This window comes from Nostoc sp. FACHB-152 (assembly GCF_014697475.1).
GTDB lineage: Bacteria > Cyanobacteriota > Cyanobacteriia > Cyanobacteriales > Nostocaceae > Nostoc_B.
Map to the genome: position 1 here is coordinate 1 of NZ_JACJRV010000064.1, position 21,455 is coordinate 21,455.

Annotated in this window: 16 protein-coding genes; 9 read left to right on the forward strand and 7 right to left on the reverse strand. The window is 40.8% G+C overall.

Annotated elements, in window-relative coordinates; translation table 11 throughout:
- Nucleotides 1-48: 48 nt before the first annotated feature.
- From H6G76_RS27615 to H6G76_RS27625, 3 genes are all read right to left on the reverse strand, one after another.
- Entirely contained in the window at nt 49-468 is a 420-nt protein-coding gene (locus H6G76_RS27615) for a hypothetical protein (RefSeq protein ID WP_190708294.1), read from the reverse strand.
- Between the two features lie 189 nt (nt 469-657).
- A complete protein-coding gene (locus tag H6G76_RS27620; protein WP_190708296.1) occupies nt 658-942 on the reverse strand; it encodes a hypothetical protein in 285 nt (94 codons plus the stop codon).
- A gap of 45 nt (nt 943-987) precedes the next feature.
- Complete coding sequence (locus H6G76_RS27625) at nt 988-2,871, reverse strand: ArsA family ATPase (RefSeq protein ID WP_242056539.1); 1,884 nt, start codon at nt 2,869-2,871, stop codon at nt 988-990.
- A 285-nt stretch (nt 2,872-3,156) separates the two neighbouring features.
- On the opposite strand from H6G76_RS27625, the gene H6G76_RS27630 reads away from it, so the two are divergent.
- On the forward strand, nt 3,157-5,895 hold the full coding sequence (locus H6G76_RS27630) for a WD40 repeat domain-containing protein (RefSeq protein WP_190708298.1): 2,739 nt from the start codon (nt 3,157-3,159) through the stop codon (nt 5,893-5,895).
- Here the strand turns inward: H6G76_RS27630 and H6G76_RS27635 are convergent.
- Nucleotides 5,837-6,055, reverse strand: a complete 219-nt coding sequence (locus H6G76_RS27635; RefSeq protein WP_190708300.1) for a hypothetical protein — start codon at nt 6,053-6,055, stop codon at nt 5,837-5,839. The two genes, H6G76_RS27630 and H6G76_RS27635, sit on opposite strands and share 59 nt — an antisense overlap.
- Nucleotides 6,056-6,673: 618 nt before the next feature.
- Between H6G76_RS27635 and H6G76_RS27640 the strand changes: the two genes are divergently transcribed.
- Nucleotides 6,674-12,091 (forward strand): ATP-binding sensor histidine kinase, encoded by a 5,418-nt coding sequence (locus H6G76_RS27640; protein WP_190708302.1) that lies wholly within the window; start codon nt 6,674-6,676, stop codon nt 12,089-12,091.
- Between the two features lie 252 nt (nt 12,092-12,343).
- Here H6G76_RS27640 and H6G76_RS37325 read toward each other — a convergent pair whose 3' ends face one another.
- The 3 genes from H6G76_RS37325 to H6G76_RS27655 form a co-directional block, all read right to left on the reverse strand.
- Entirely contained in the window at nt 12,344-13,321 is a 978-nt protein-coding gene (locus H6G76_RS37325) for an aromatic ring-hydroxylating dioxygenase subunit alpha (protein WP_190708304.1), read from the reverse strand.
- Nucleotides 13,322-13,583: 262 nt separating this feature from the next.
- Complete coding sequence (locus H6G76_RS27650) at nt 13,584-13,910, reverse strand: hypothetical protein (RefSeq protein WP_242056540.1); 327 nt, start codon at nt 13,908-13,910, stop codon at nt 13,584-13,586.
- An 81-nt stretch (nt 13,911-13,991) separates the two neighbouring features.
- On the reverse strand, nt 13,992-14,804 hold the full coding sequence (locus tag H6G76_RS27655) for an SDR family oxidoreductase (RefSeq protein ID WP_190708306.1): 813 nt from the start codon (nt 14,802-14,804) through the stop codon (nt 13,992-13,994).
- 568 nt (nt 14,805-15,372) lie between these two features.
- On the opposite strand from H6G76_RS27655, the gene H6G76_RS27660 reads away from it, so the two are divergent.
- The 7 genes from H6G76_RS27660 (at nt 15,373) to H6G76_RS27690 (ending at nt 21,392) form a co-directional block, all read left to right on the forward strand.
- A complete protein-coding gene (locus H6G76_RS27660) occupies nt 15,373-15,786 on the forward strand; it encodes a DUF2231 domain-containing protein (RefSeq protein WP_242056541.1) in 414 nt (137 codons plus the stop codon).
- Complete coding sequence (locus H6G76_RS27665; protein ID WP_190708310.1) at nt 15,783-16,388, forward strand: DUF2231 domain-containing protein; 606 nt, start codon at nt 15,783-15,785, stop codon at nt 16,386-16,388. Before H6G76_RS27660 ends, H6G76_RS27665 begins: the two co-directional genes overlap by 4 nt.
- A 19-nt stretch (nt 16,389-16,407) precedes the next feature.
- Entirely contained in the window at nt 16,408-17,325 is a 918-nt protein-coding gene (locus tag H6G76_RS27670; RefSeq protein WP_190708312.1) for a cytochrome c oxidase subunit II, read from the forward strand.
- Nucleotides 17,315-18,976 (forward strand): cbb3-type cytochrome c oxidase subunit I, encoded by a 1,662-nt coding sequence (locus tag H6G76_RS27675; protein ID WP_190708314.1) that lies wholly within the window; start codon nt 17,315-17,317, stop codon nt 18,974-18,976. Before H6G76_RS27670 ends, H6G76_RS27675 begins: the two co-directional genes overlap by 11 nt.
- Nucleotides 18,977-19,009: 33 nt before the next feature.
- Complete coding sequence (locus H6G76_RS27680; protein WP_190708342.1) at nt 19,010-19,678, forward strand: heme-copper oxidase subunit III; 669 nt, start codon at nt 19,010-19,012, stop codon at nt 19,676-19,678.
- Between the two features lie 37 nt (nt 19,679-19,715).
- On the forward strand, nt 19,716-19,955 hold the full coding sequence (locus tag H6G76_RS27685) for a hypothetical protein (protein WP_190708316.1): 240 nt from the start codon (nt 19,716-19,718) through the stop codon (nt 19,953-19,955).
- Between the two features lie 69 nt (nt 19,956-20,024).
- On the forward strand, nt 20,025-21,392 hold the full coding sequence (locus H6G76_RS27690; RefSeq protein ID WP_190708318.1) for an NAD(P)/FAD-dependent oxidoreductase: 1,368 nt from the start codon (nt 20,025-20,027) through the stop codon (nt 21,390-21,392).
- Nucleotides 21,393-21,455: the final 63 nt, after the last annotated feature.

Sequence of the window (21,455 nt, forward strand, 5' to 3'; positions counted from 1 at the left end):
AGAAGAGCTTATGGTTTAACTAACTTTGATAATTTTAGAAGAAGAATTCTACTCAATTGGTATTTCTGCTACTAATTTATCATATCTAGTCTGGGAGAGCCAGATAATTAAGCTTGTGTCAGCATCAAACTCAATTGATTCAAGCCTTCCAAATATAATATTGATAGCTGATGATTTAACGATTGAAGTAAAGCCATTTTTTATTTTACTAACCTTGCCAAGTGTCAACCATCCAAAAGCTGACTTTCCAAAAAAATGATCCGAATGATTATCCTCAAAAACATAGAGGAGAATAGAAATAACAATAAGGAAGACTCCTAATATGTAAAGTGGATAAATTGGGCTTGAAGCCCTTGAAATTTTTAATGTTGCTGTATCTGTAACCTCAAAATAACTTGCGATAACAAGAAAAAAGCCTAATGCACTTAAAATAACCGGATGTTTTTGTTTTTCAAGAAACTGGAACATACAAATCCTTTGAGTTCAGATTTAATTGATAATAGTAGATGTAGCATAATCGTTAAGTTCGGCTTTATCCAAAATCAATAACTTGCTTCTTTTGATACAGCAAAACCCTAGCTTGTTGGCAAAAACTTTTTTTCATGTCACTGAGTTTCGATGAAATCGAAACTGTATATTTTATTTCTTGGCAGTCCCTTAATATTCCAATGTTATGGTGTTGAATTTTGATGTATTGTCCTCTAAGTCAGTCTTTGCTTGCTGATGGGTGATGTCTTCTTCAGCAATTGTTTGACTATTTAAAATAGCAAGACGCTGCTGAATCTGATGTCGGCGTGCTTCGAGTTTCTGTAGTTCCTGCTCTAAACGCTCTTTTTCCAACATCATTTTGTAAGCATTTAAATAAACTCTTGCTTGTGAACGTTGAGGAGGCATTGAGCTAAGTTTGGCTTGAATTTGTCCGCGATTTGGAGTGCGATGCATAATAAATTTCTCTGTGGGTATGAAAGTATTTAGTCTAATTAGTCTTTAAAATAAACAGGCCGCGCCTGCTTGGATGCGTTCTAAAGGCTGAACTGAGCGAGGAAGCACTGGTAAGCGAACCATTGTCAAACCTGGAAAATCGCAATTAATGGTTGCTGTAGAAGTAAAGCGGTTGAGAACAACGTAATTCTGGCTTACACCTATTTCTTGCAGAGATTTAAACAAGCGATGTTGTTCGGCAAGTACGCTAGTCTGGTTAAGTGTAACGCCAATAAACTCTGCTTGTTGTGGGTCTTTTAGCACTTTTTGGGCTTTGACTACGCGCTGTCGCAAAGTTCGTAAACGCCCCATAAACTCTGTACGACCAAGGACATTTTGATACTTAATCCAGAGTTTGAAAATCCAAGCTAGCCAGTCTGCTAGTGCAGTTGGCATTTCTAGAAAACGCAGAAGGTGACCTGTAGGAGCAGTGTCTAAAATAATCAAGTCTTCTTCTTGTTGCTCTAGCAATTCCATGACTGTTAACAGGGAAAGCATTTCATCAATCCCTGGTAAAGCTTGCTCGACAATTTTGCGCCAAGCAACAGGAGCATAAGCCATTTCAATAGCTTCGCTTGTTTGGGTTTCACCACTCATCATTTCGGCTAATTCCCACAGGTAATCGGCTCTGAATCTATCGAGAATGCGATCGCTATCTACTTCCTGACCTCGAAGATTGGCAGTTATTTGATATGGTTCGTGTCCAAAACTCAGACCAAAGGCATCACCCAAGGAGTGGGCTGGATCGATAGAAACCATACGAATTTTGCGATCGGGATGTTGTTGAGCCATAGCCCAACCAATCGCAGCTGCTACTGTAGTCTTGCCTACTCCACCTTTACCGCCAATTAATAACAGGCGACGACCTTGGTTCAGAAAATCCCCAAAACTAGGAGGAATTGTTTCCGGCCATTGAACTGGGAGTAGCTCAATAGGAGATAGGGGTTCCATCTGAGGAACATGGATTTGGTTGATGAGATGGCTGAGGGCTACAATTCCCAAAGGCTCCTGATCTTGCTGTGGCACGATAAAAATCGGCTTGCCGTTAGCAAGAGCCGTATACTGGCCGATTAGTGGTTGTTGTTCTTGGTAACGATCTGGGTCAGTCGGACTGGCAAGAACTTGGTTGACAAACAACCCTCCGCAAGGAACCTGCATGGTTTGTAAGGCTTCTAGGAATCGTTTTGACTCCAACCAACTCATTGGTTCAGCGATCGCAACTAACAAACAAGCTGTATGGGTGGGATCTTGAAGCAGACGACGACCTTGTGACAGTTCAGCTTTCAGGGTTTGCAAAAATTCGTCAGCGCGATCGGGTGTGTAACTCCCGGCAAAGGTCTTACTAATATACCGATGCTTTTCTTGAAACAGTTCCAGAGAGTGCAGAAAAGTGTCTAAAAAATCCATCAATCCAAACAAGTTGAGAGTATGACCGCTAGGAGCCATATCCACTACTACTCGATCTACCTGCTGCTCGTTGAAAAGGCGTTGGATCTCTAACAAACCCATCAATTCGTCCAGTCCAGGCCAATTTAAATCCCAAACTGGCAGCAAGTCCTCTCCTTCAACAAAACTACCGCGCTCCACTAACAGTTCCAATACCTGACCGTAACGTTCTTTAAACTTTTGTAGTAAAAGCTTTGCATCCAACGCTCTTACTAGTAGATTGGGTAGTTCCGCTATGGGACGAGGAATGTCATCAACGCTAACTTGTAAGACATCTCCAAGAGAGTGAGCCGGATCGGTTGAGATTAAAAGAATTTGCTCGTTGACAAATTTCTGCGCCCAACGATATGCAAAGGTGCAGGAGATTGTTGTTTTTCCGACTCCACCTTTGCCACTAAACATAGCAAGGTGTAGGTTATCAAAAAGTTTCATCTCGTTTGTCATTTCCGGCGTTTTAGGATAAAGTTACTCCATATTTTTAAAAGTGACTTAAGTAATTTTGCTGAATAAAATTATTTAAAACCGAATTTAGGAACTAGAGGTGGGAAAAGGGAAAAGGTTAAAGGGGAAAGGGAAAATACCAAACCTTTTCCCCTTCCCCCTTCCCCTTTTCCCGACTTCTGCAAGAAGTCTAGTAATTAATTTTGTTAAGGTACTTACAAAGATTAGCCAAAGAACTATAACTGAGGGAAAGACTGAGCCAGAGGTGTCCAAAGGGAAGGAGATAAGATGGTTAACAGTTCTGAAGGCAATATAAATACTGGATGTAATGTCCAAGGTATTTCTAAATACAACTTTTTTTCTGACAGTCAATCTGAAGACATTCATTGTCGTCCACTCAAAATAGATTCTCCTTACTTAGGGAGAAAAACTTTTGAAATTAAAGATAAAGACAAATTTTTTGGTCGGGATAAGTGGATTGCTAATCTCAGCGATCGCTTGGAAAAAGATAATGCTCTCTTGCTTTTAGGAGCAGCATACAGTGGCAAATCATCATTGATTTTAGCAGGTTTAATACCTTATTTAGGTTATCATAAAAATTCCTTAATTAATCTAACTTTTCAGCCAGATATAAACCCTTTTGAATCTATTTATAAATGTCTTGATTTTACCTATTTAAAACAATTAAAAATAGCAAATATTAGTCAAGTAATAAGAGAAAATACCCTAATTAAAATTGTCAACTTACTCAAACAAGATTATGAGTGTGTTCTGATTTTGATTGACCGATTTGAAGAATTATTTACGAAAACTCAAAAGCCAGAACGTGACAAATTTGTTGATAATCTGTTTCAATTGAGCCAGCAGCAGGATAGCTCTGTCAAAGTTGTTTTAACAATGCGCTCGGATTTTTTGGATAGATTTAGTGAGTATCCGCAACTGGCGAAGATCCACGATCGCTATAGTTGCATACTCACTAGAATGAGCGATGACGAATTAAAGTTAGCGATCGCTGAACCGGCTGCGAGAAATGGCGTTACCTTTGAGCAAGGATTAATTGAGCAAATTATTGATGATTTTCACCAACAAGATGATTCTTTACCAGTTCTGGAATACACTCTAGATGTACTGTGGAAAAATGAAAATCTTCAAAACCGGGTTCTGCAAACAAAGACTTATCAAGAATTAAAAGAGCAAATATTTGGTGATTTGAGCGAACAAGCTCATCAATTTATTAATCCTAGTGTTGGATGGTGCGAACCCCATTTGAGAGAAAAGGAACAAGAGATTCAAAAGTTACACCTTGCACTGACTGAATTAAAACTACGCGAACAATCCGCCAGGGTTTTGAATTTACTTCCTGTCCAACCGCTAGAGGGTTTGGTGCTGGCAATTCAAACAATGGGTGAGAATCTAGAGAAATATCCACACCAACTTCTAGCTCCTGTTTTGGGAAGCTTAAAGGAAGCAACGAACACACCTACAGAAGCAAACAGCTTACGCGGACACGAGCAAGAGGTGAATTGTCTGGCCTTTAGTCCTGATGGCAAGTTTATTGCCAGTGGCAGTAGCGATTCTACGGTGTGCTTGTGGAATATAGTTGGCAATCCTACTGCTCAATTTTTGTTGGGACATGAGCAAGAGGTGAATTGTCTGGCCTTTAGTCCTGATGGCAAGTTTATTGTTAGTGGCAGTATTGACGGAATTTTGTGTTTATGGGATTTACAAGGTAATCTCATGACTCAACCGTGGCAGGGAAATGAGGAAGGAATTATTGCCGTCGCCTTTAGCTCCAATAGCGATTCTATTGTCAGTGTTGGTTTTGACGGAACGGTGTGTTTGTGGGATTTAGAAGGTAACGCCATTACGCAATCTTGGCGCGGACATAAGGAAGGAGTTATTTCTGTTACCTTTAGTCCCAATGGTGATTCTATTATCAGTGTTGGTTTTGACGGAACGGTGTGTTTGTGGGATTTAGAAGGTAACGCCATTACGCAACCCTGGCACGGACATGAGGCAAAAATTATTTGCATCGCCTTTAGTCCTGATAGCAAGTATATTGTCAGTGGTAGTAGTGATTCTACAGTGCGTTTGTGGGATATCCAAGGTAATCCCATCGGTCAACCTTGGCGCGGGCATGAAGGGCGTGTAAATTCTGTAGCATTTAGCCCTGATGGTAAGTTTATTATTAGTGGTAGCTGCGATCGCACAATACGCTTGTGGGATATTGACGGCAACTCCATCACTCAACCTTGGCGGGGACATGAAGGACAGGTTAATTCCCTAGCCTTTAGTCCTGATGGCAAGCTGATTGTCAGTGGTAGCGATAAAACTGTGCGTTTGTGGGAGCTAGATCAAATACTACAAGATCGGGTCATCGGGCGATCACAGCGCAAATATGAGAATTGGATCAATTCTGTCGCCTTTAGCCCTGATGGTAATTGGATTGTTAGTGCCAGTAATGATTCTACAGTGCGATTGTGGGATATTGACGGCAATGCGATCGGTCAACCTTGGCGCGGACATGAAAAAGAAGTGAATTCAGTTGCCTTTAGTCTTGATGGTAATTGGATTGTTAGTGCCAGCAATGATTCTACAGTGCGATTGTGGGATATTGACGGTAATGCGATCGGTCAACCTTGGCGCGGACATGAGAATTGGGTAAATTCCGCAGTTTTTAGCCCTAATGGTCAAATGATTGCCAGTGGTAGCCTTGATGGAACAGTGCGCTTGTGGCGCTGTGGGTGGCAAGAGTGGTTGCAAGTTTGCTGCAATAGGCTAAATTATCATCCAGTGTTTCACAATCTTGAAAATGGCAGTGATGCAGAAATTGCCTACCAAACTTGTCAAAAATATGTATGGAATCCACAATGGCCTAAAAATTTGAACAACCAAGGTGCAGTAAAGCTAAAAGAAGAACTTTATTCAGCAGCTTTGGAGGACTTCAATCAAGCAATTCAACTTAATTTTACATCACACTGGAAACATCGCCTTGCTTGGCAGTCAGTACATACAGACAATCAATAACTTGAACTATGATTTGTTCAACTGTGATGGCAGGTTGAATTATGGAATATCGTTTTGCCACAAAATACTCTCCAATTTTTGGCACGACTTGTAATTGTAGTTCATGCTGACTACGGGCTTGGTTGATGGCTTCAAAAATTAGTTTTAAGGGACTTACCATTGCTAACGCTGCGCTAACGCAATTCGCAATGACGCTCCTTCTCCCAAAGGGAGACGCTACGCGAACGTCGCTAACGCAATTAAGAAAGTCAGATCTGGTATGGCTTTCGTGGTTTGAATCTGTTGCCTCATTTTAGAGAATTGGTATTATATTAACTAGCTAAATTTTTCTCTTACACCAGAGTTGATTGAACAAATGTGTCGTCAATTGCGGGATTTAGGAATAGTTGCATTGCTCATCACCACTATGAAAATCTTGAATTTCCTAAAATCGCTATAAATCCACGCTCATCCACTGCTGCACCAGGAGCCTTCACCTTGAGCAAAAATTCAATGCTATCTCTTTCCAGTAGCTTTTGAATAGCGATCGCATCGCAATATTTGGATCTTGCTATCGAGTTTTAAAACACACCCTAGTTTTTAAAATGTAAAAAATAGTTGAAAGTATCAAGTTGACAAATATTAATTTTTGCTAATTGATCTCAAAAAATTAGAGGAGCTACCCAAGCAACAATTAGGATTTGAGGGATTATAGCGTTTCTAGCAAGTGAGTTAGAAATCACTATGATTTGGGAAAAATACTGTACATCAATCAGTTTCTTTGCCAAAATTACTCACAATGACTACAGCAGTTGAGCCATTTACCAAGCTTCTGGGTTATAAAATTAGCGAGCGACTTTATGAAGGCACTAGAACCCTAGTTTATCGAGCAATTCGCACGGTGGATGAACTGCCAGTAGTCATCAAGGTACTTAAACAGGAGTATCCATCATTTAATGAATTGCTGCAATTCCGTAATCAGTATGCCATTGCTAAAAATCTTGACTTTGCGGGTATTGTTCGTCTTTACAGCTTAGAACCTTACCAAAACAGCTATGCAATGGTGATGGAGGATTTTGGTGGTATTTCTTTACGAGAGTGGATACAAAAAGAAATTAACAGCAATGGCGGCTCTGTTTGTCCGCATCACCTGAAAGCTTTTTTAGAAATTGCGATCGCTCTAGCAACAATTCTTGATAAACTTTATCGCCACCGGATCGTTCACAAAGACATTAAGCCTGCCAATATTTTAATTAACCCAGATACACAGCAGGTGAAGTTGATTGATTTCAGTCTTGCTTCCCTACTGTCTAGAGAAACCCAGGAAATTTATAGTCCGAATATTTTGGAAGGTACACTCGCCTATGTATCCCCAGAACAAACCGGACGGATGAACCGAGGTATTGATTACCGCAGTGATTTTTACTCTTTAGGAGTGACTTTCTTTGAACTACTTACCGGAGAATTACCTTTTCAATCTCACGATCCGATGGAAGTAGTTCACTGTCATATCGCTAAACAACCACCCTTATTAGAAAGCAGAAGGGAAGAAATTCCGCAAGTAATTGCAAATATAGTGATGAAACTGATGGCGAAAAATGCTGAAGACCGCTATCAGAGTGCGTTGGGGCTGAAACATGATTTAGAAATGTGTCTCAACCAACTGCAAACAACCGGGCAGATTGAGCTATTTGAGATTGGACAACGAGATGTGTGCGATCGCTTTATCATCTCAGAAAAGCTCTATGGTCGCTATAACGAAGTAGCAAGTTTACTAGCCGCTTTTGAGCGAATTTCTCAAGCGCGTAGCGAACTCATGCTAGTGGCTGGTTTCTCTGGTATCGGCAAAACTGCTGTGGTCAACGAAGTCCACAAACCAATTGTGCGGCAACGCGGCTATTTTATTAAAGGTAAATTTGACCAGTTTCAGCGCAACATTCCCCTGTCTGCTTTTTTACAATCATTTCGTGATTTGATTGGGCAACTACTCAGTGAAAATGATACGCAATTAGATCGATGGAAGAACAGAATTCTCACTGCTTTAGGAGAAAACGCTCAAGTTATTATTGAATTCATTCCAGAACTAGAGCAGATTATTGGCAAACAACCTGCTGTCCCCGAACTCTCTGGAAGTGCTGCTCAAAACCGCTTCAATATCCTATTTCAAAAATTTATCCAGGTGTTGGCGACAAAAGATCATCCTCTGGTAATCTTTATCGATGACTTGCAGTGGGCGGATTCTGCTTCTCTCAAGTTGATACAACTGTTAATGAGCGAGATAGATAGCCGATATTTGTTGCTAATTGGAGCTTACCGAGATAACGAAATCTCTACAACTCATCCACTGATGCTGACGCTGCAAGAAATTGAGAAGTCACAGGCTACAGTTAATACTATTACTCTTGCCCCGTTAGATATTTCGGCAGTGAATCAGTTGGTAGCTGATACATTTAGTTGTTCCCTAGAGTTAGCTTTGCCATTGACAGAGTTGATATTTAGCAAAACTCAAGGCAATCCCTTCTTCACAACTCAGTTTCTCAAAGCATTATATGAAGATGGACTGATTGCATTCAATGTTCATGGCGGTTACTGGGAATGTGACATTGCACAGGTGCGATCGCTTACTCTTACCGATAATGTAGTAGAGTTCATGGCAGTTCAACTCCAGAAGTTGCCCCAAGCGACTCAAGAGGTGTTGCAGTTAGCTGCTTGCATTGGTAACACTTTTGATTTAGAAACACTAGCGATCGTTTACGAACAATCCCTAAACCAAACCGCCAAAGATTTGTGGCTAGCTCTAAAAGACGGGTTAGTTTTACCGCAAAATGATGTTTATAAGTTTTTCCAACAAGAAGTATTTTTGAGCGATCGCGAGTCATTAGCAAACGGTCAACCAGAAAAAATCACCACCAACTATAAATTTCTGCATGATCGCGTTCAGCAAGCAGCTTATTCATTAATTCCCCTAGACCAGAAGCAAGCAACTCACCTGAAGATTGGGCGACGGTTGTTAGAAAATACATCCGCAGCAGACCTGCACGAGAAAATTTTTAATATTATCAACCATCTCAACCTGGGTGCTGAATTGATTACCGCTCCTAGTGAACAAGAGCAAGTAGCGAATCTCAATTTGATAGCAGGTCGTCAGGCAAAGTCTGCAACAGCATACGAAGCGGCTGTAAGGTATTTTAATACCGGCATAATGTTGCTAGAACCGCAAAGCTGGCAGACGCAATATGATTTAACACTCGCTTTGTATTTAGCAGCAGCAGAAGCAGAATACCTGAATACAAACTATGAGCAAGCCAATCTGTTCATACAGACACTTCTCGAAAATGTTAAGGATACATTACAAAAAGCCAGTGTTTACGAAATTAAAATTCAATCTTTAATTTCGCAATCTCAGATGCAGTCAGCAGTAGAGATAGCATTAGAAGTTTTGCAGATGTTAGGTGTCAGTTTAGAGCCAGAAGCGATCGCCACCTTAGAAATTGAAGCATTAATTGACCTGCCAGAAATAACAGATCTGGATAAACTAGCTGCACAGCGAATATTGATGACTGTTGCTCCTGCTGTATTTCTAGCTAATCCCCAGATGTACCCATCAATTATCTTGACAATGGTCAATCTGTGCATCAGATATGGCAATTCTAGCCTTGCTGCTTATGCCTATGTCACCTATGGATTATTACTCTGTAGTGGGGGGGATATTGAGTCTGGCTACAAATTTGGTCAGATGGCAATCAAGTTGTTAGATCGCTTTGATAGCAGGAAGCTGAAATCTAAAGTTTACATGATGTTTAATAGCAGCATTCGCCACTGGAAAGAACATTTTCAAGCCACATTGGAACCTTTACAGGAAGGATTTCAGCTTGGGTTAGAAACTGGAGATTTAGAATTTGCTTGCTACAATGCTACGACATATTGCGATTTTTCTTTTCATACTGACTTAGAGCTAGAAACAGTCCTTGACAAGCAAACTTTATATACTGAAATTATTCAAAATTTAAAACAAGAATATCAGCAAATTCAAAGCCAAATCAGCAGACAATTTTTTCTAAATTTAAGTGGTCGCGCAATTGATAAGTTGCGTTTGGTGGGTGAGAGTTGCAATGAAACAGAAATGTTGCCAATCTGGATTAAATATCAGGTAGGCTTTATTTTATTTTTTGTATATTTATACAAATTAATTCTGGCCTATTTCTTTGAAGCTCATACTGATGCGATAGAAAATCTACGACTAGCCCAACCATACAAAAACGGTACTAGAAATACAGTTCATTTTGTGGAATACAACCTGTATTCGTCTCTGTCACTCTTGGCGCATTACCCAGATGTATCAGCCAGCGAACAGCAGCAGTATCTGCAAGAGGTAGCTGAAAACCAAGCCCTGATGCAGTATTGGGTAACTCATGCGCCAATGAACTATCAACATCTGTGGTGTTTGGTGGAAGCAGAAAGAAACCGGGTGCTAGGTAACAAAGCCGCCGCCATCGAATTGTATGACCAAGCTATAGAAAATGCTAAACAGCAGGGCTACATTCAGCCAGAAGCGATCGCTAATGAACTCGCCGCTAAATTTTATCTTAACTGGGGCAAACAGCAACTCGCACAAACCTACATGATTGAAGCTTATTACTGCTATACCCGTTGGGGAGCTAAAGCCAAAGTTACTGATTTAGAAACTCGTTATCCTCAACTTTTAGCCCCGATCCTCAAAAAAGAATCTTGCGCTATCTCTACTAACGAAACAATCATTATCTCTGGTAGGGGAAGTTCTCACAATTCCTCTTCTTCAGGTAATAGCACTGCCTCTGTTGCTTTAGATTTAGCAGTAATTCTCAAAGCCTCTCAAACTCTTTCGAGTGAAATTGAATTAGAAAAACTTGTCTCTAGTTTACTGCACGTTACTCTAGAAAATGCTGGAGCTGATAAGTGTGCATTGCTGTTGTCTGAGAACGGTAGTTTGATAGTGCAAGCGATCGCCAATATCAATAATTCCGTAACGCTACTCCATCCACAACCAATAGAAGAAAGCCCAGAAATACCCTTGAGCTTAATCAATATTGTGAAACGGAATTTGCAACCATTAGTGATTATTGATGCAACTGTGCATCCTAGATTTATCCACGATCCATACATTCAGCAGCACCAGCCAAGGAGTATTTTGTGTAACCCAATTTTGCATCAAGGGAAGTTGTTGGGCATTTTGTATCTAGAAAATAATCACTCTATTGGTGCATTTACTGATGATCGCGTCGATATATTGAACCTTCTTTGTACTCAAGCGGCTATTTCGCTGGAAAATGCCAATTTATATCAAAAATCACGGCAAAATAGTCAACAATTAGAGCGATCGCTGCAAGAAATGCAGCAGATGCAATTGCAATTAGTCCAGAGCGAAAAAATGTCAGCCTTGGGAAATCTCGTGGCTGGTGTTGCACATGAAATCAACAATCCCGTCGGCTTTATTGCTGGCAATATTGAACCAGCTAAAGATTACGTTCAGGATTTGTTCGGGTTAATCAATCTCTACCAAGAAAAGTTTCCCGATCCTGGCCCAGAAATTGAAGATGAAATTGAAGCGATCGACCTGGAATACCTGCGCGAAGATTTACCCCAGCTGCTTGACTCTATGAACTTGGGTGCTAATCGCATTCGTAGTATCAGCAACAGTTTGCGAACCTTTTCCAGAACTGATCGACATTACAAAGTACCTTTCAATATTCATGAAGGCATTGACAGCACAATTTTAATTCTTAGACACCGTTTGAAAGCTAATGAATTACGTCCAGCAATTGAAGTGAAAAAAGATTATGGTGTACTACCTTTAGTGGAGTGCTTTGCTGGACAACTCAATCAAGTCTTTATGAATTTATTAGCAAATGCTATTGATGCCCTAGATGAATCTAATTTAGGGAAAAGTATGGCAGATATGACTGCTCAACCTAATTGCATTACCATCCAAACTTGTGTTTCCCAATCAGGTCAGCACGTTGTGATTCGGATTGCCGACAATGGTGTAGGAATGTCTCAGGAAGTTAAACAAAAAATCTTTGACCATTTGTTCACTACCAAAGCTGTGGGCAAAGGAACGGGATTAGGATTGGCTATTGCCCGTCAAATTGTAGTGGAAGCTCATGGAGGCATAATTGAAGTAGATGTCATTCCACAAGAGAAGACAGAGTTTGTAATTACGCTGCCGATTAAAGTGTAATCCTTAACTCAAATTCATAACTATAGGACTAGTATTTGATTTTTGAAAAAAATCAGTACATTGTTACTTGCCTATTGCCTGACTACACAAGTATGTTCAGTAATTAAATCGGATTCCTATATAAGTATTTTGCAGTACCGACGCGATCGCCACGAATCATTTCTATTTACTTGAACGCACCACCAACTAAGTTAATAAAAACTTACTACAGTTAATTTAGCGGCAAAATATATTAACGGAGAATGCTAAGTTTTAAATTGTGCCGAAAATAACTCCTTGTTGTTTGAGCCACTTACGGTATGCAATAGAATAGCGATCGCTTGGCAAATGTACTTCGGCTGGCAAATCCAAAGGTAAGCGTCGCGGTCGCTGCGATTCTACAATGGCAATGTCTTGACTAGCAACTTGATTTTGAACATTTAGATAGACTTCGACTGGAAGTTCACGGGTGCTATTGACCATTAACCAATATTGCGCCACGCACTCATCTTCATCGACTGGTGTAATAGTATAAAAGATATTTAAACGATGCTCTCCAGGCCCAAGCTTAAAGTATGCCACTAGCGGACGGAAGATGCGGTAATCGTAAGTGTTGAAAATCAGTGGTGCTTCTAGAGGATTGCTTGAACTAAAATCTAGTTCCCATAAACCACATTTGAAACTAATATTATCTGCAACCGACTCTAATGCATAGTGAGTCAACTCAGGACGACTAGCATGGGCAAATAATCCCGAATGCACAATTGGAAAGTGTGCTGGATCGATGAAATTTTCTAGCACCCGTAGCGGGCTAGAGTGATAGTGGTAGGGGCCACAGAAAATCTTACGATAGTGTGGCTCGTCCCATTCAGAAAACGGAGCTATGTCTTGTTTTGGTGTTCCTAAACAAACCCAAAGCAAATCGTAACGCTCTTGAACTTGATAAGTTTTAACACAAGCTGGTGCGGGAGGCGATTGGTCTGGATTAGCTGGAACTAGTATACATTTACCCTCGCTGTTAAAGGCTAACCCGTGGTACGGGCAAACAAGGGTCTGTTGATTGACATAACCCAAAGAAAGACGAGCGCCACGGTGAGGGCAAAGGTCTTGCCAAGCTAATACCGTTTCGCCATTATGCCAGAGTACTAGATCTAAGCCTAATAAACGCTTGTGCAAGACTGTTCCAGGTTGGAGGTCTTGTGAGCGCGCTATTACGTGCCAATCATTCAGCAAAATCTGGTCTTGCACCATGAGTATCAACACCCATCAGGTCAAATACCTATATCTTAATCATCCTCTGGAAAAGTCATCAAAGTAATTTTAGGAATTATTAAAAGATTTTTAGACCTTATACTGAGATTTCGTTTTCATCGTTGGGCTAGGCGGTAGCATCACATAGGCAATAGTTAAAATTTACCATTTTGCCTATTCACGCAACAACGCCGATAGCGATCGCTAGATTAGTACCCATCACTGCAAATATTGTTTTCTTAGATGAATCTGAAGCCATTTTTTACTGTTCTCCATTACCTTTCATCACTTCTAATTCGCCGTCTTGATGGGTAAATTCCCAGTAAGTTTGTTCTCTCTCCCGCCAAAAACGCAATGAAACTTTTGCGTCTCCCACAGATAAATTAGATAGTTCCAAATCTGGTAAACACTCTGGTAAGCAAGGCTGTATTTTCAACTTTCGTTGTGGTGCATCGGCTTCGAGTCCTAAGATGCTGCGAATGAGTAAGAAAATTGAACCAGCCGCCCAAGCTTGGGGTATATTGGCATCGGGATAGGGGACGGGAAAGTTATTATCTTGGCGTTCAATTCCTGCAAACAATTCTGGCATTCGCCCAGCTTGAAAATAACTAGCAGCACATCGTTAATTGTGATTACACCAGGATTGACAGTGACTTGTGTGGGCATAACTTCAACCATTCTCTGTAAAACCTGGATACAAAGTCATGCCACCGTCTACAAACAAAGTTGTACCGTTGACATAATCAGAGTCATCAGAAGCTAACCAAACTGCTGCTTTGGCAATATCTTCTACATCACCAACACGTTTTGCTGGAATCAGTTGTAGTAACTTCGCCTCAGCTTGTGGGGTATCCCAAGCTGATTTATTAATGGGAGTTTTGATGGCACCAGGAGCAATACTATTAACACGAATTTTATGGGGGGCTAGTTCTTGGGCAATACTCTGCATCATCATATGAATACCGCCTTTACTAGCAGCATAATTAACATGACCCGCCCAAGGAATCACCTCATGCACTGAACTCATGAAAATCATCTTACCTGCGGCAGATGAAATCTGCGGTTGCACACCTCGGCGTAAGAATTCTTTGGCGGCTTCTCTAGCACACAGAAATTGTCCTGTTAGGTTGACTCCAATAACTGTATTCCATTGGTCGATGGTCATATCTACAAAAGGTGAATCTTTTTGCAGACCTGCATTGTTGACTAAAATATCTATAGTTCCAAAGTGCTGAAGTGTCTGGCTAAACATTGCTTTAACTTCGTCTTCTTTACTCACATTAGCTTGAATGGCAAAAGCTTCACCATTATTTGCTTTAATATCATCGACTATTTTTTGCGCTTCTTCGGCTTCGGAATGATAGTTAATAGCGACCGATGCACCACATGAAGCCAAAGAACGAGCTATAGCTTCACCAATGCCAGAACTAGCACCAGTTACAAGTGCTTTTTGACCTTTGAGCAGGTAAGGGGAATAGCTCATAATGTTTCCTTATTTTTTTAAACCAGTTATCAGTTATCAAGTTTTATGGTCACTGTTAAGCTATTGCTAAATCCATGACAAAAATTACATGGTTTTGTATTTAATTTATTGATAGGTATTTTTTTGATTCTGGCATTAATTTATAAGTTTGCCATAGCGATCGCCTCCAGCTAGTGGAGGAATAAATAGTTCTTTCTAAAGACCGATAAAAATTTCACTTCATTTTCATAATTGGATGAAATCTTTAAAACATCAAGTTACTAGCACTTGTTTTCTCAACAAATAGAAGATTGATTACATGAAAATTTTTATTTTTTAAATTTGATTAAAGCTTTGTCAACAAAAATTAATAAAATATTTTTTGTAATCACTCTAACGATAGTATTTATTGTTTTATTTAGCAGGTAAGAGTTAAGAATACTTTTGTGGAGAGGAATTTTAAAAGTTAAAAGTCAGTTAATAAGTTAGCGATCGCCAGGAGAAAGCGATGTTCTCTCTGCCTCTGAATAGTGAAAATCTCCCGTACCCCGATCCCATCCACCCAATCGTTGTCCATTTTGTTATAGCGATGGTGCTGTTCTCATTCGTTTGCGATGTAATTGGTTATTTCACCCGCAACGTGCGGTTGTTTGAGGTTGCTTTTTGGAATATGTTTGTCGCGGCGATCGCAATTTTTGTCGCCATAATTTTCGGACAGTTTGAAGCAGGGCTGGCACAAATTTATCCAGCCGTGCAGCCTACACTTAATTTTCACACAATCATGGGTTGGTCATTGGGGGCGATCATTGCGATTATTACAGCTTGGCGGTTTGTAATTCGCGATCGCAACCCCCTAAAAGTTCCCCCTGCTTACCTTGGTGCGGCAACTTTCTTAGTATGTTTAGTGCTGTTGCAAATATATTTAGGCAGCAAGTTGTTTTGGGTATATGGCTTGCACGTTGAGCCAGTCGTTGAAGCCATGAAGCAGAGGATATCACCATGAACTTGCAACTGATTGACTCTTTAGGATTGAAGTTAGGTGCTAACGGACTGCCTTACGAAATTCCTATGCACCCAAAACTGGTGCATCTCACCTTAGGTTTATTTATTATTGCCATTTTATTTGACATAGCAGGATCAATTTTTCCTATAGAAAAACCCATCTTTAAATTCTTAGGTTTGACTGCTTTGCGTTCTGGCTTCTTCGATGTTGGCTGGTACAACATTTTAGGAGCATCTATTATTACTTTTTTCACAGTTGCATTTGGTTTTTTCGAGCTAATACTGGCAAACCCACCACTTAATCAAAAAAGTGATTGGGGATTAAACGCCTCTATGACAATGGTTTTGCATGGTATAGGTGGTATTTTGCTGTTGGGGATGATTGTTGCCATGACCGTCTGGAGAGGTTTGCAACGCTACCGTTGGCGCAAGGATGCCTCCAGACAAGTGCAGTGGGGTTATTTGTTAGTAGGAATTGCAATCATGGGTATTTTATATGTTCACGGAACTTTAGGAGGGCAATTAGCCTCGGAATTTGGGATTCATATCACTGCTGCTAAGTTAATCCAAGAAGGCGCAAATCCAAACTTACTACCCAAATAAACGATCAGCACCTGAGTTTATGTTTAGATTTTTAGAATATTTGCTAATAACTGGTTATATTGCAGTTTTGCTTGTTGTCAGTCATTGGATTGGACAGTTAGCCTATTCTTGGATGCCACTAGAAGCTACAGCAGAAGCACAAAAGGTAGATAGTTTGTTTAGCTTCTTAACTGCTATTGGCGCGTTTATTATTCTTGGGCTTGTAGGGATGATGGTGTACTCGGTACTGTTCTTTCGCGCACCCAAAAATGACTACAGCGAGGGACATCCATCTAGAGGCGATATCAGGCTAGAAGTTTTATGGACAGCAGCTCCAACATTACTAGTTTTGTGGGTGGCTTGGCAAGGCTTCAATATTTATCAGCAATTAGATATTCTAGGTTTGCAACAAATTGTACATTTGCATACACCTCTAGAAGAACCAGCCTCTGCCGCATCAATCAGCGATATCCCTAAACCTGCTGATGAAACTATTGAGGTGTTCGTGAAGCAGTGGGATTGGACTTTCCGCTATCCAAATAATGTTACTAGTAATGAATTACACCTACCTGTAAATCGTCGGACTCGCCTAAATATGCACGCCAAAGACGTACTCCACAGTTTTTATGTCCCTGAGTTCCGCTTACAGCAGTATATTGTCCCAGGGCGCAATATTGACCTTGTAGTTACACCCACTCGCATCGGTAAATACAAACTCAAAGACGCTTTATTTAGCGGTACATACTTTGCTTTGATGGAGGCGAATGTCCACATTGAATCTCCCCAGCAATATAACCAGTGGCTGACCACAGCAGAAAACCAACCAGTAGCCATCAAAAATCAGGCTGTTGCTGAGTATGTCCAACCGCCAAAAACATTGTTTAAGAGTGGCTGGTACACTGTTGCACCTGAACAACCAGCTATTGCAAATCAAAGGAAAGTAATGAATGACACATGATTCTATAGATGTAACATCTCAAAACGAGTCGGAGAATAACTGGCGACAATACTTCAGCTTCAGCACCGACCATAAAGTCATCGGCGTTCAGTATATGGTGACGACCTTCATCTTCTTCTTGATTGGCGGGCTGTTAGCAATGCTAATTCGCGCTGAACTGATTACGCCAGCATCAAACGTAGTAGATCGCCCCCTATACAATGGCTTGTTCACCTTGCACGGGACAATCATGATTTTCTTATGGATTATCCCCTTCAATGCAGGTATCTCTAACTACTTAGTACCACTGATGATTGGCGCGCGGGATATGGCATTTCCGCTACTCAATGCCATCTCTTTTTGGATTATTCCACCAAGCGGGATTTTATTAATATCTAGCTTCTTGCTGCCCAGTGGAACAGCGCAGGCGGGCTGGTGGTCTTATCCCCCAATTAGTTTGCAAATTCCTCCTGGTCAGCCGATTAACGGTGAATTTATTTGGATTGTCAGTATAGTCCTAATTGGCATCTCTTCAATTATGGGGGCTGTCAACTTTGTCACCACCATTTTTTGGATGCGCGCCCCAGGAATGACATTTTTCCGAATGCCTGTGTTTGTTTGGTCAGCACTCAGCGCCCAGTTGTTGCAGCTGGTTAACTTGCCTGCGCTCACAGGTGCATTGATATTACTATTATTTGACCTCAGTTTCGGGACGCAATTTTTTAAACCCTCAGAAAATGGCGACCCCATTATCTATCAGCATTTATTTTGGTTTTATTCCCACCCCGCAGTTTACATCATGGCACTACCAGCCTTTGGTATTTTTGCCGAGGTATTGCCAGCCTTTTCCCGTAACCCTCTGTTTGGCTATCGCTCATTAGCTGTTGCCTCTTTAGGTATCGCTTTCGTCAGCATCTTTGTTTGGGTGCATCATATGTTTACCAGTGCTACCCCTGGCTGGATGCGGATGTTATTTATGGTGACATCGATGTTGGTTGCCGTACCTACTGGTGTCAAAGCATTTGGCTGGACAGCGACAATTTGGAAAAGTAAGCTGCACCTAGAGACACCCATGCTATTCGCTATGGGAGCTGCGGCCATGTTTCTGCTTGGTGGTGTGACTGGTGTGATGCTGGCAGCAGTACCGTTTGATATTCACGTCCACAATACATACTTTATAGTGGGACACTTCCACTACATTGTTTTTAATACCATCACGATGGCAATTTTCGCTGCCATTTACTTTTGGTTTCCGAAGATTACTGGCCGGATGTATGGCGAAGGTTGGGGTAAGGTGCATTTCTGGTTAACTTTCATTGGTGCTAACCTGACTTTCTTTCCTATGCTGCCACTAGGTTTACAGGGAATGGTACGCCGCATTTCTTCCTATGACCCACGCTATCAGGGTTGGAATGTCATCGCTAGTTTAGGGGGATTTTTATTAGGCGTATCTATACTGCCCTTTATTGCCAATATGGTGGTTTCTTGCCTGTACGGAAATAGAGCAAGTAATAATCCTTGGCTCGCTACAGGGTTGGAATGGACGACTACCTCACCGCCACCGCGAGATAACTTTGCAGAAATTCCAGTTGTCAAAAGACCACCCTACGACTATGGCAATCCTAAATACTCAGTCATAGAACCTCCTGACTATCATCAGCAAGAAAGCTAAGAATTAATGACAAATAATCAAAACTATCAATCTATGAATCGTGGCGTAATTCATGTAGATGAAAGTCCTATCCCTTTAGAACGGTGGCGGCAATACCTCCCACGTTGGCTAAAGCGTTTCTTACCATTTCGTGGTGGGCGTTCTCATGACCATCATGGCAAAGCAATTTTCGGGTTTACCGTGTTCCTGTTGTCGGAAAGCATTGTCTTTTTAAGTTTTATTTTTACATACATTGGGCTGCGGTTAACGCAATCAGGAAATTGGCTACCATCTGGGGTTTCCGGGCCAAAACTATCTCCTTTTGTAATTATTAGCACGGTGATATTACTCTCTAGTAGCTTTGTCATTCAACCAGCAGAAAATTTCCTTAAGCAGCATCAGCTTAATAAATTTCGGTGGCTATGGCTGCTGACAATTTGTATGGGAACCTATTTCTTAATCAGTCAAGGAATTGAGTGGCGTAACCTTGATTTTGGCTTAAGCACAGGATTAGTTGGTTCAACATTTTATGTATTAACAGGTTTTCATGGTCTGCACGTTCTCACTGGTGTAATTTTACAAATAATTATGCTTGTTCGTTCTTTCCGGCAAGACAACTACGATAAAGGTCACTTCGGTGTAAGTGCTACCACTTTGTTTTGGCATTTTGTTGATACAATTTGGGTCTTTTTATTCTCTCTTCTCTATCTTTGGAAAGCATAGAAATATTCAGTTTGCAAGTATTTTTAGGAGTAATTTTATGAAATTTCTAGCACAAGAATTACCGTCTCCAAGAGCAATTGAAGAAACTCCCGTTACTGGAAAAAATCAAGACCCACTAATTGCCCATAGTTTACAAAAAGAGCAGTATATTGGCATTTTTGGGTTAGCGATCGCCTTAATTGCGGCTGTAGGATTTTTTAGCCGGAGATTTGAATACGCTCTAATATTTGCTATTGCTCTGAGTGCTATTCTGATTGCTTTTTTCTTATTTGTATAGCTAATTGGTCAAAAGTCAAAAGTCATTAGTTATTCTCCCTCATATGCCCCTACACCCTACTCCCTGATTATGAACAGCCCAGTTTATCAAACTGTAATTGTCGGTGGTGGTTTTACCGGATTATTTACCGCCTTACATTTAGCTCATGAACATTATCCTCGCTCTGTAATTTTGATTGATAAAAACGAGCGATTTTGCTTTAAACCATTGCTTTATGAATATTTTGATGGCGAGATGGATAGTGTGCAAGTAGTACCGCGTTATTCGGAATTACTCAAAGGTAGCGGTGTCATCTTTGTGCAAGATGCTGTACAGTCTATAGACTTGCATCAACAGGAAGTTAAATTAGCTTCGGGTAACTCTTACAATTACAGCAACTTAGTATTAGCTTTAGGTAGCGTTACTGGCTATCATCACGTTGAAGGTGCAAATGTGAATGCCTTTCCTTTTTGGACACAAGCAGATGCGATCGCACTTGACAAGCATTTACGTGACTGCTTACAAAAAGCCATCCAAACCCAAGATATAGAACAACGCCGTAAACTATTAACAGTAGTTGTCGTGGGCGGCGGTGCTTCTGGTGTGGAAATGGCAGCAACTTTAGCTGATCTCCTCCCCCATTGGTACAGTGCTTTAGGGGGTAATTCTAGTGAAATCCGAGTGATTATCCTCAATCATGGTCAAGAAATTCTCAATGGTGATATTAACGATCCGTTGCGTCCAATTGCTGAAAAAGAATTACAACAACGCAGCATAGCAATAGAAATTCTTACAGGAGCAGAAGCCACGGCTGTTCATCCGAATGCAATTGAGTATAAAAGCAATGATGAAATTAAGACACTGCCAACATCCACCACAATCTGGACTGCTGGTACTTCTATCCATCCTCTCATTCAAGAGTTACCAATACCCAAAGAACACCGAGATCATCACAACCGTCCTCTAGTTACTCCCACAATGCAATTGCTTGATTTTCCCGAAGTCTTTGCAGGTGGTGATTGTGCAGCAGTTCAAGATAGTTCACTACCACCCACAGCCCAAGTAGCTTATCAACAAGGAGCAAATATAGCTCGAAATTTGAAAGCTCTTGCTCTCGGAGAAGACCTCAAACCAGTTAAGGTTAATATCCGGGGAACTCTATTAAAGTTGGGATTAAATGATGCTGCTGCTAACTTATTCAATATTTTTGAAGTCGCAGGCGAACCAGCACATTTAATTCGTCAAGGCACTTATTTAACACTATTACCAACCCCAATTCATGACTTTAAAGCCACTACAGAATGGCTAGATGAAGAGATATTTCATCACCATCTCGATCCTCAAGATGTAGGTAAAAAAGTGGTACAGGCTGTGGAAGTAGTTGGTGCTGGAGTCTTAGGTGTTTTAGCAGCGAGAAAACTATTAAAAATGTTAGGTGATGATGATAAAAAAGACTAGGAAAAATTTAAGACAGCATTTTATTAATTTGTAGTGCAATAAATCTAGCAAAACTCCGCGTCA

What these genes read in the sequence shown, in the direction of transcription:
- H6G76_RS27655 (WP_190708306.1), bottom strand. Translation starts at nt 14,804, where the DNA reads ATGAGCTATTCCCCTTACCTGCTCAAAGGTCAAAAAGCACTTGTAACT.
- H6G76_RS27660 (WP_242056541.1), top strand. Translation starts at nt 15,373, where the DNA reads ATGGTGCTGTTCTCATTCGTTTGCGATGTAATTGGTTATTTCACCCGC.
- H6G76_RS27680 (WP_190708342.1), top strand. Translation starts at nt 19,010, where the DNA reads ATGAATCGTGGCGTAATTCATGTAGATGAAAGTCCTATCCCTTTAGAA.
- H6G76_RS27615 (WP_190708294.1), bottom strand. Translation starts at nt 468, where the DNA reads ATGTTCCAGTTTCTTGAAAAACAAAAACATCCGGTTATTTTAAGTGCA.
- H6G76_RS27625 (WP_242056539.1), bottom strand. Translation starts at nt 2,871, where the DNA reads ATGACAAACGAGATGAAACTTTTTGATAACCTACACCTTGCTATGTTT.
- H6G76_RS27650 (WP_242056540.1), bottom strand. Translation starts at nt 13,910, where the DNA reads ATGCCAGAATTGTTTGCAGGAATTGAACGCCAAGATAATAACTTTCCC.
- H6G76_RS27675 (WP_190708314.1), top strand. Translation starts at nt 17,315, where the DNA reads ATGACACATGATTCTATAGATGTAACATCTCAAAACGAGTCGGAGAAT.
- H6G76_RS27620 (WP_190708296.1), bottom strand. Translation starts at nt 942, where the DNA reads ATGCATCGCACTCCAAATCGCGGACAAATTCAAGCCAAACTTAGCTCA.
- H6G76_RS37325 (WP_190708304.1), bottom strand. Translation starts at nt 13,321, where the DNA reads ATGGTGCAAGACCAGATTTTGCTGAATGATTGGCACGTAATAGCGCGC.
- H6G76_RS27685 (WP_190708316.1), top strand. Translation starts at nt 19,716, where the DNA reads ATGAAATTTCTAGCACAAGAATTACCGTCTCCAAGAGCAATTGAAGAA.
- H6G76_RS27690 (WP_190708318.1), top strand. Translation starts at nt 20,025, where the DNA reads ATGAACAGCCCAGTTTATCAAACTGTAATTGTCGGTGGTGGTTTTACC.
- H6G76_RS27635 (WP_190708300.1), bottom strand. Translation starts at nt 6,055, where the DNA reads ATGGTAAGTCCCTTAAAACTAATTTTTGAAGCCATCAACCAAGCCCGT.
- H6G76_RS27665 (WP_190708310.1), top strand. Translation starts at nt 15,783, where the DNA reads ATGAACTTGCAACTGATTGACTCTTTAGGATTGAAGTTAGGTGCTAAC.
- H6G76_RS27670 (WP_190708312.1), top strand. Translation starts at nt 16,408, where the DNA reads ATGTTTAGATTTTTAGAATATTTGCTAATAACTGGTTATATTGCAGTT.
- H6G76_RS27640 (WP_190708302.1), top strand. Translation starts at nt 6,674, where the DNA reads ATGACTACAGCAGTTGAGCCATTTACCAAGCTTCTGGGTTATAAAATT.
- H6G76_RS27630 (WP_190708298.1), top strand. Translation starts at nt 3,157, where the DNA reads ATGGTTAACAGTTCTGAAGGCAATATAAATACTGGATGTAATGTCCAA.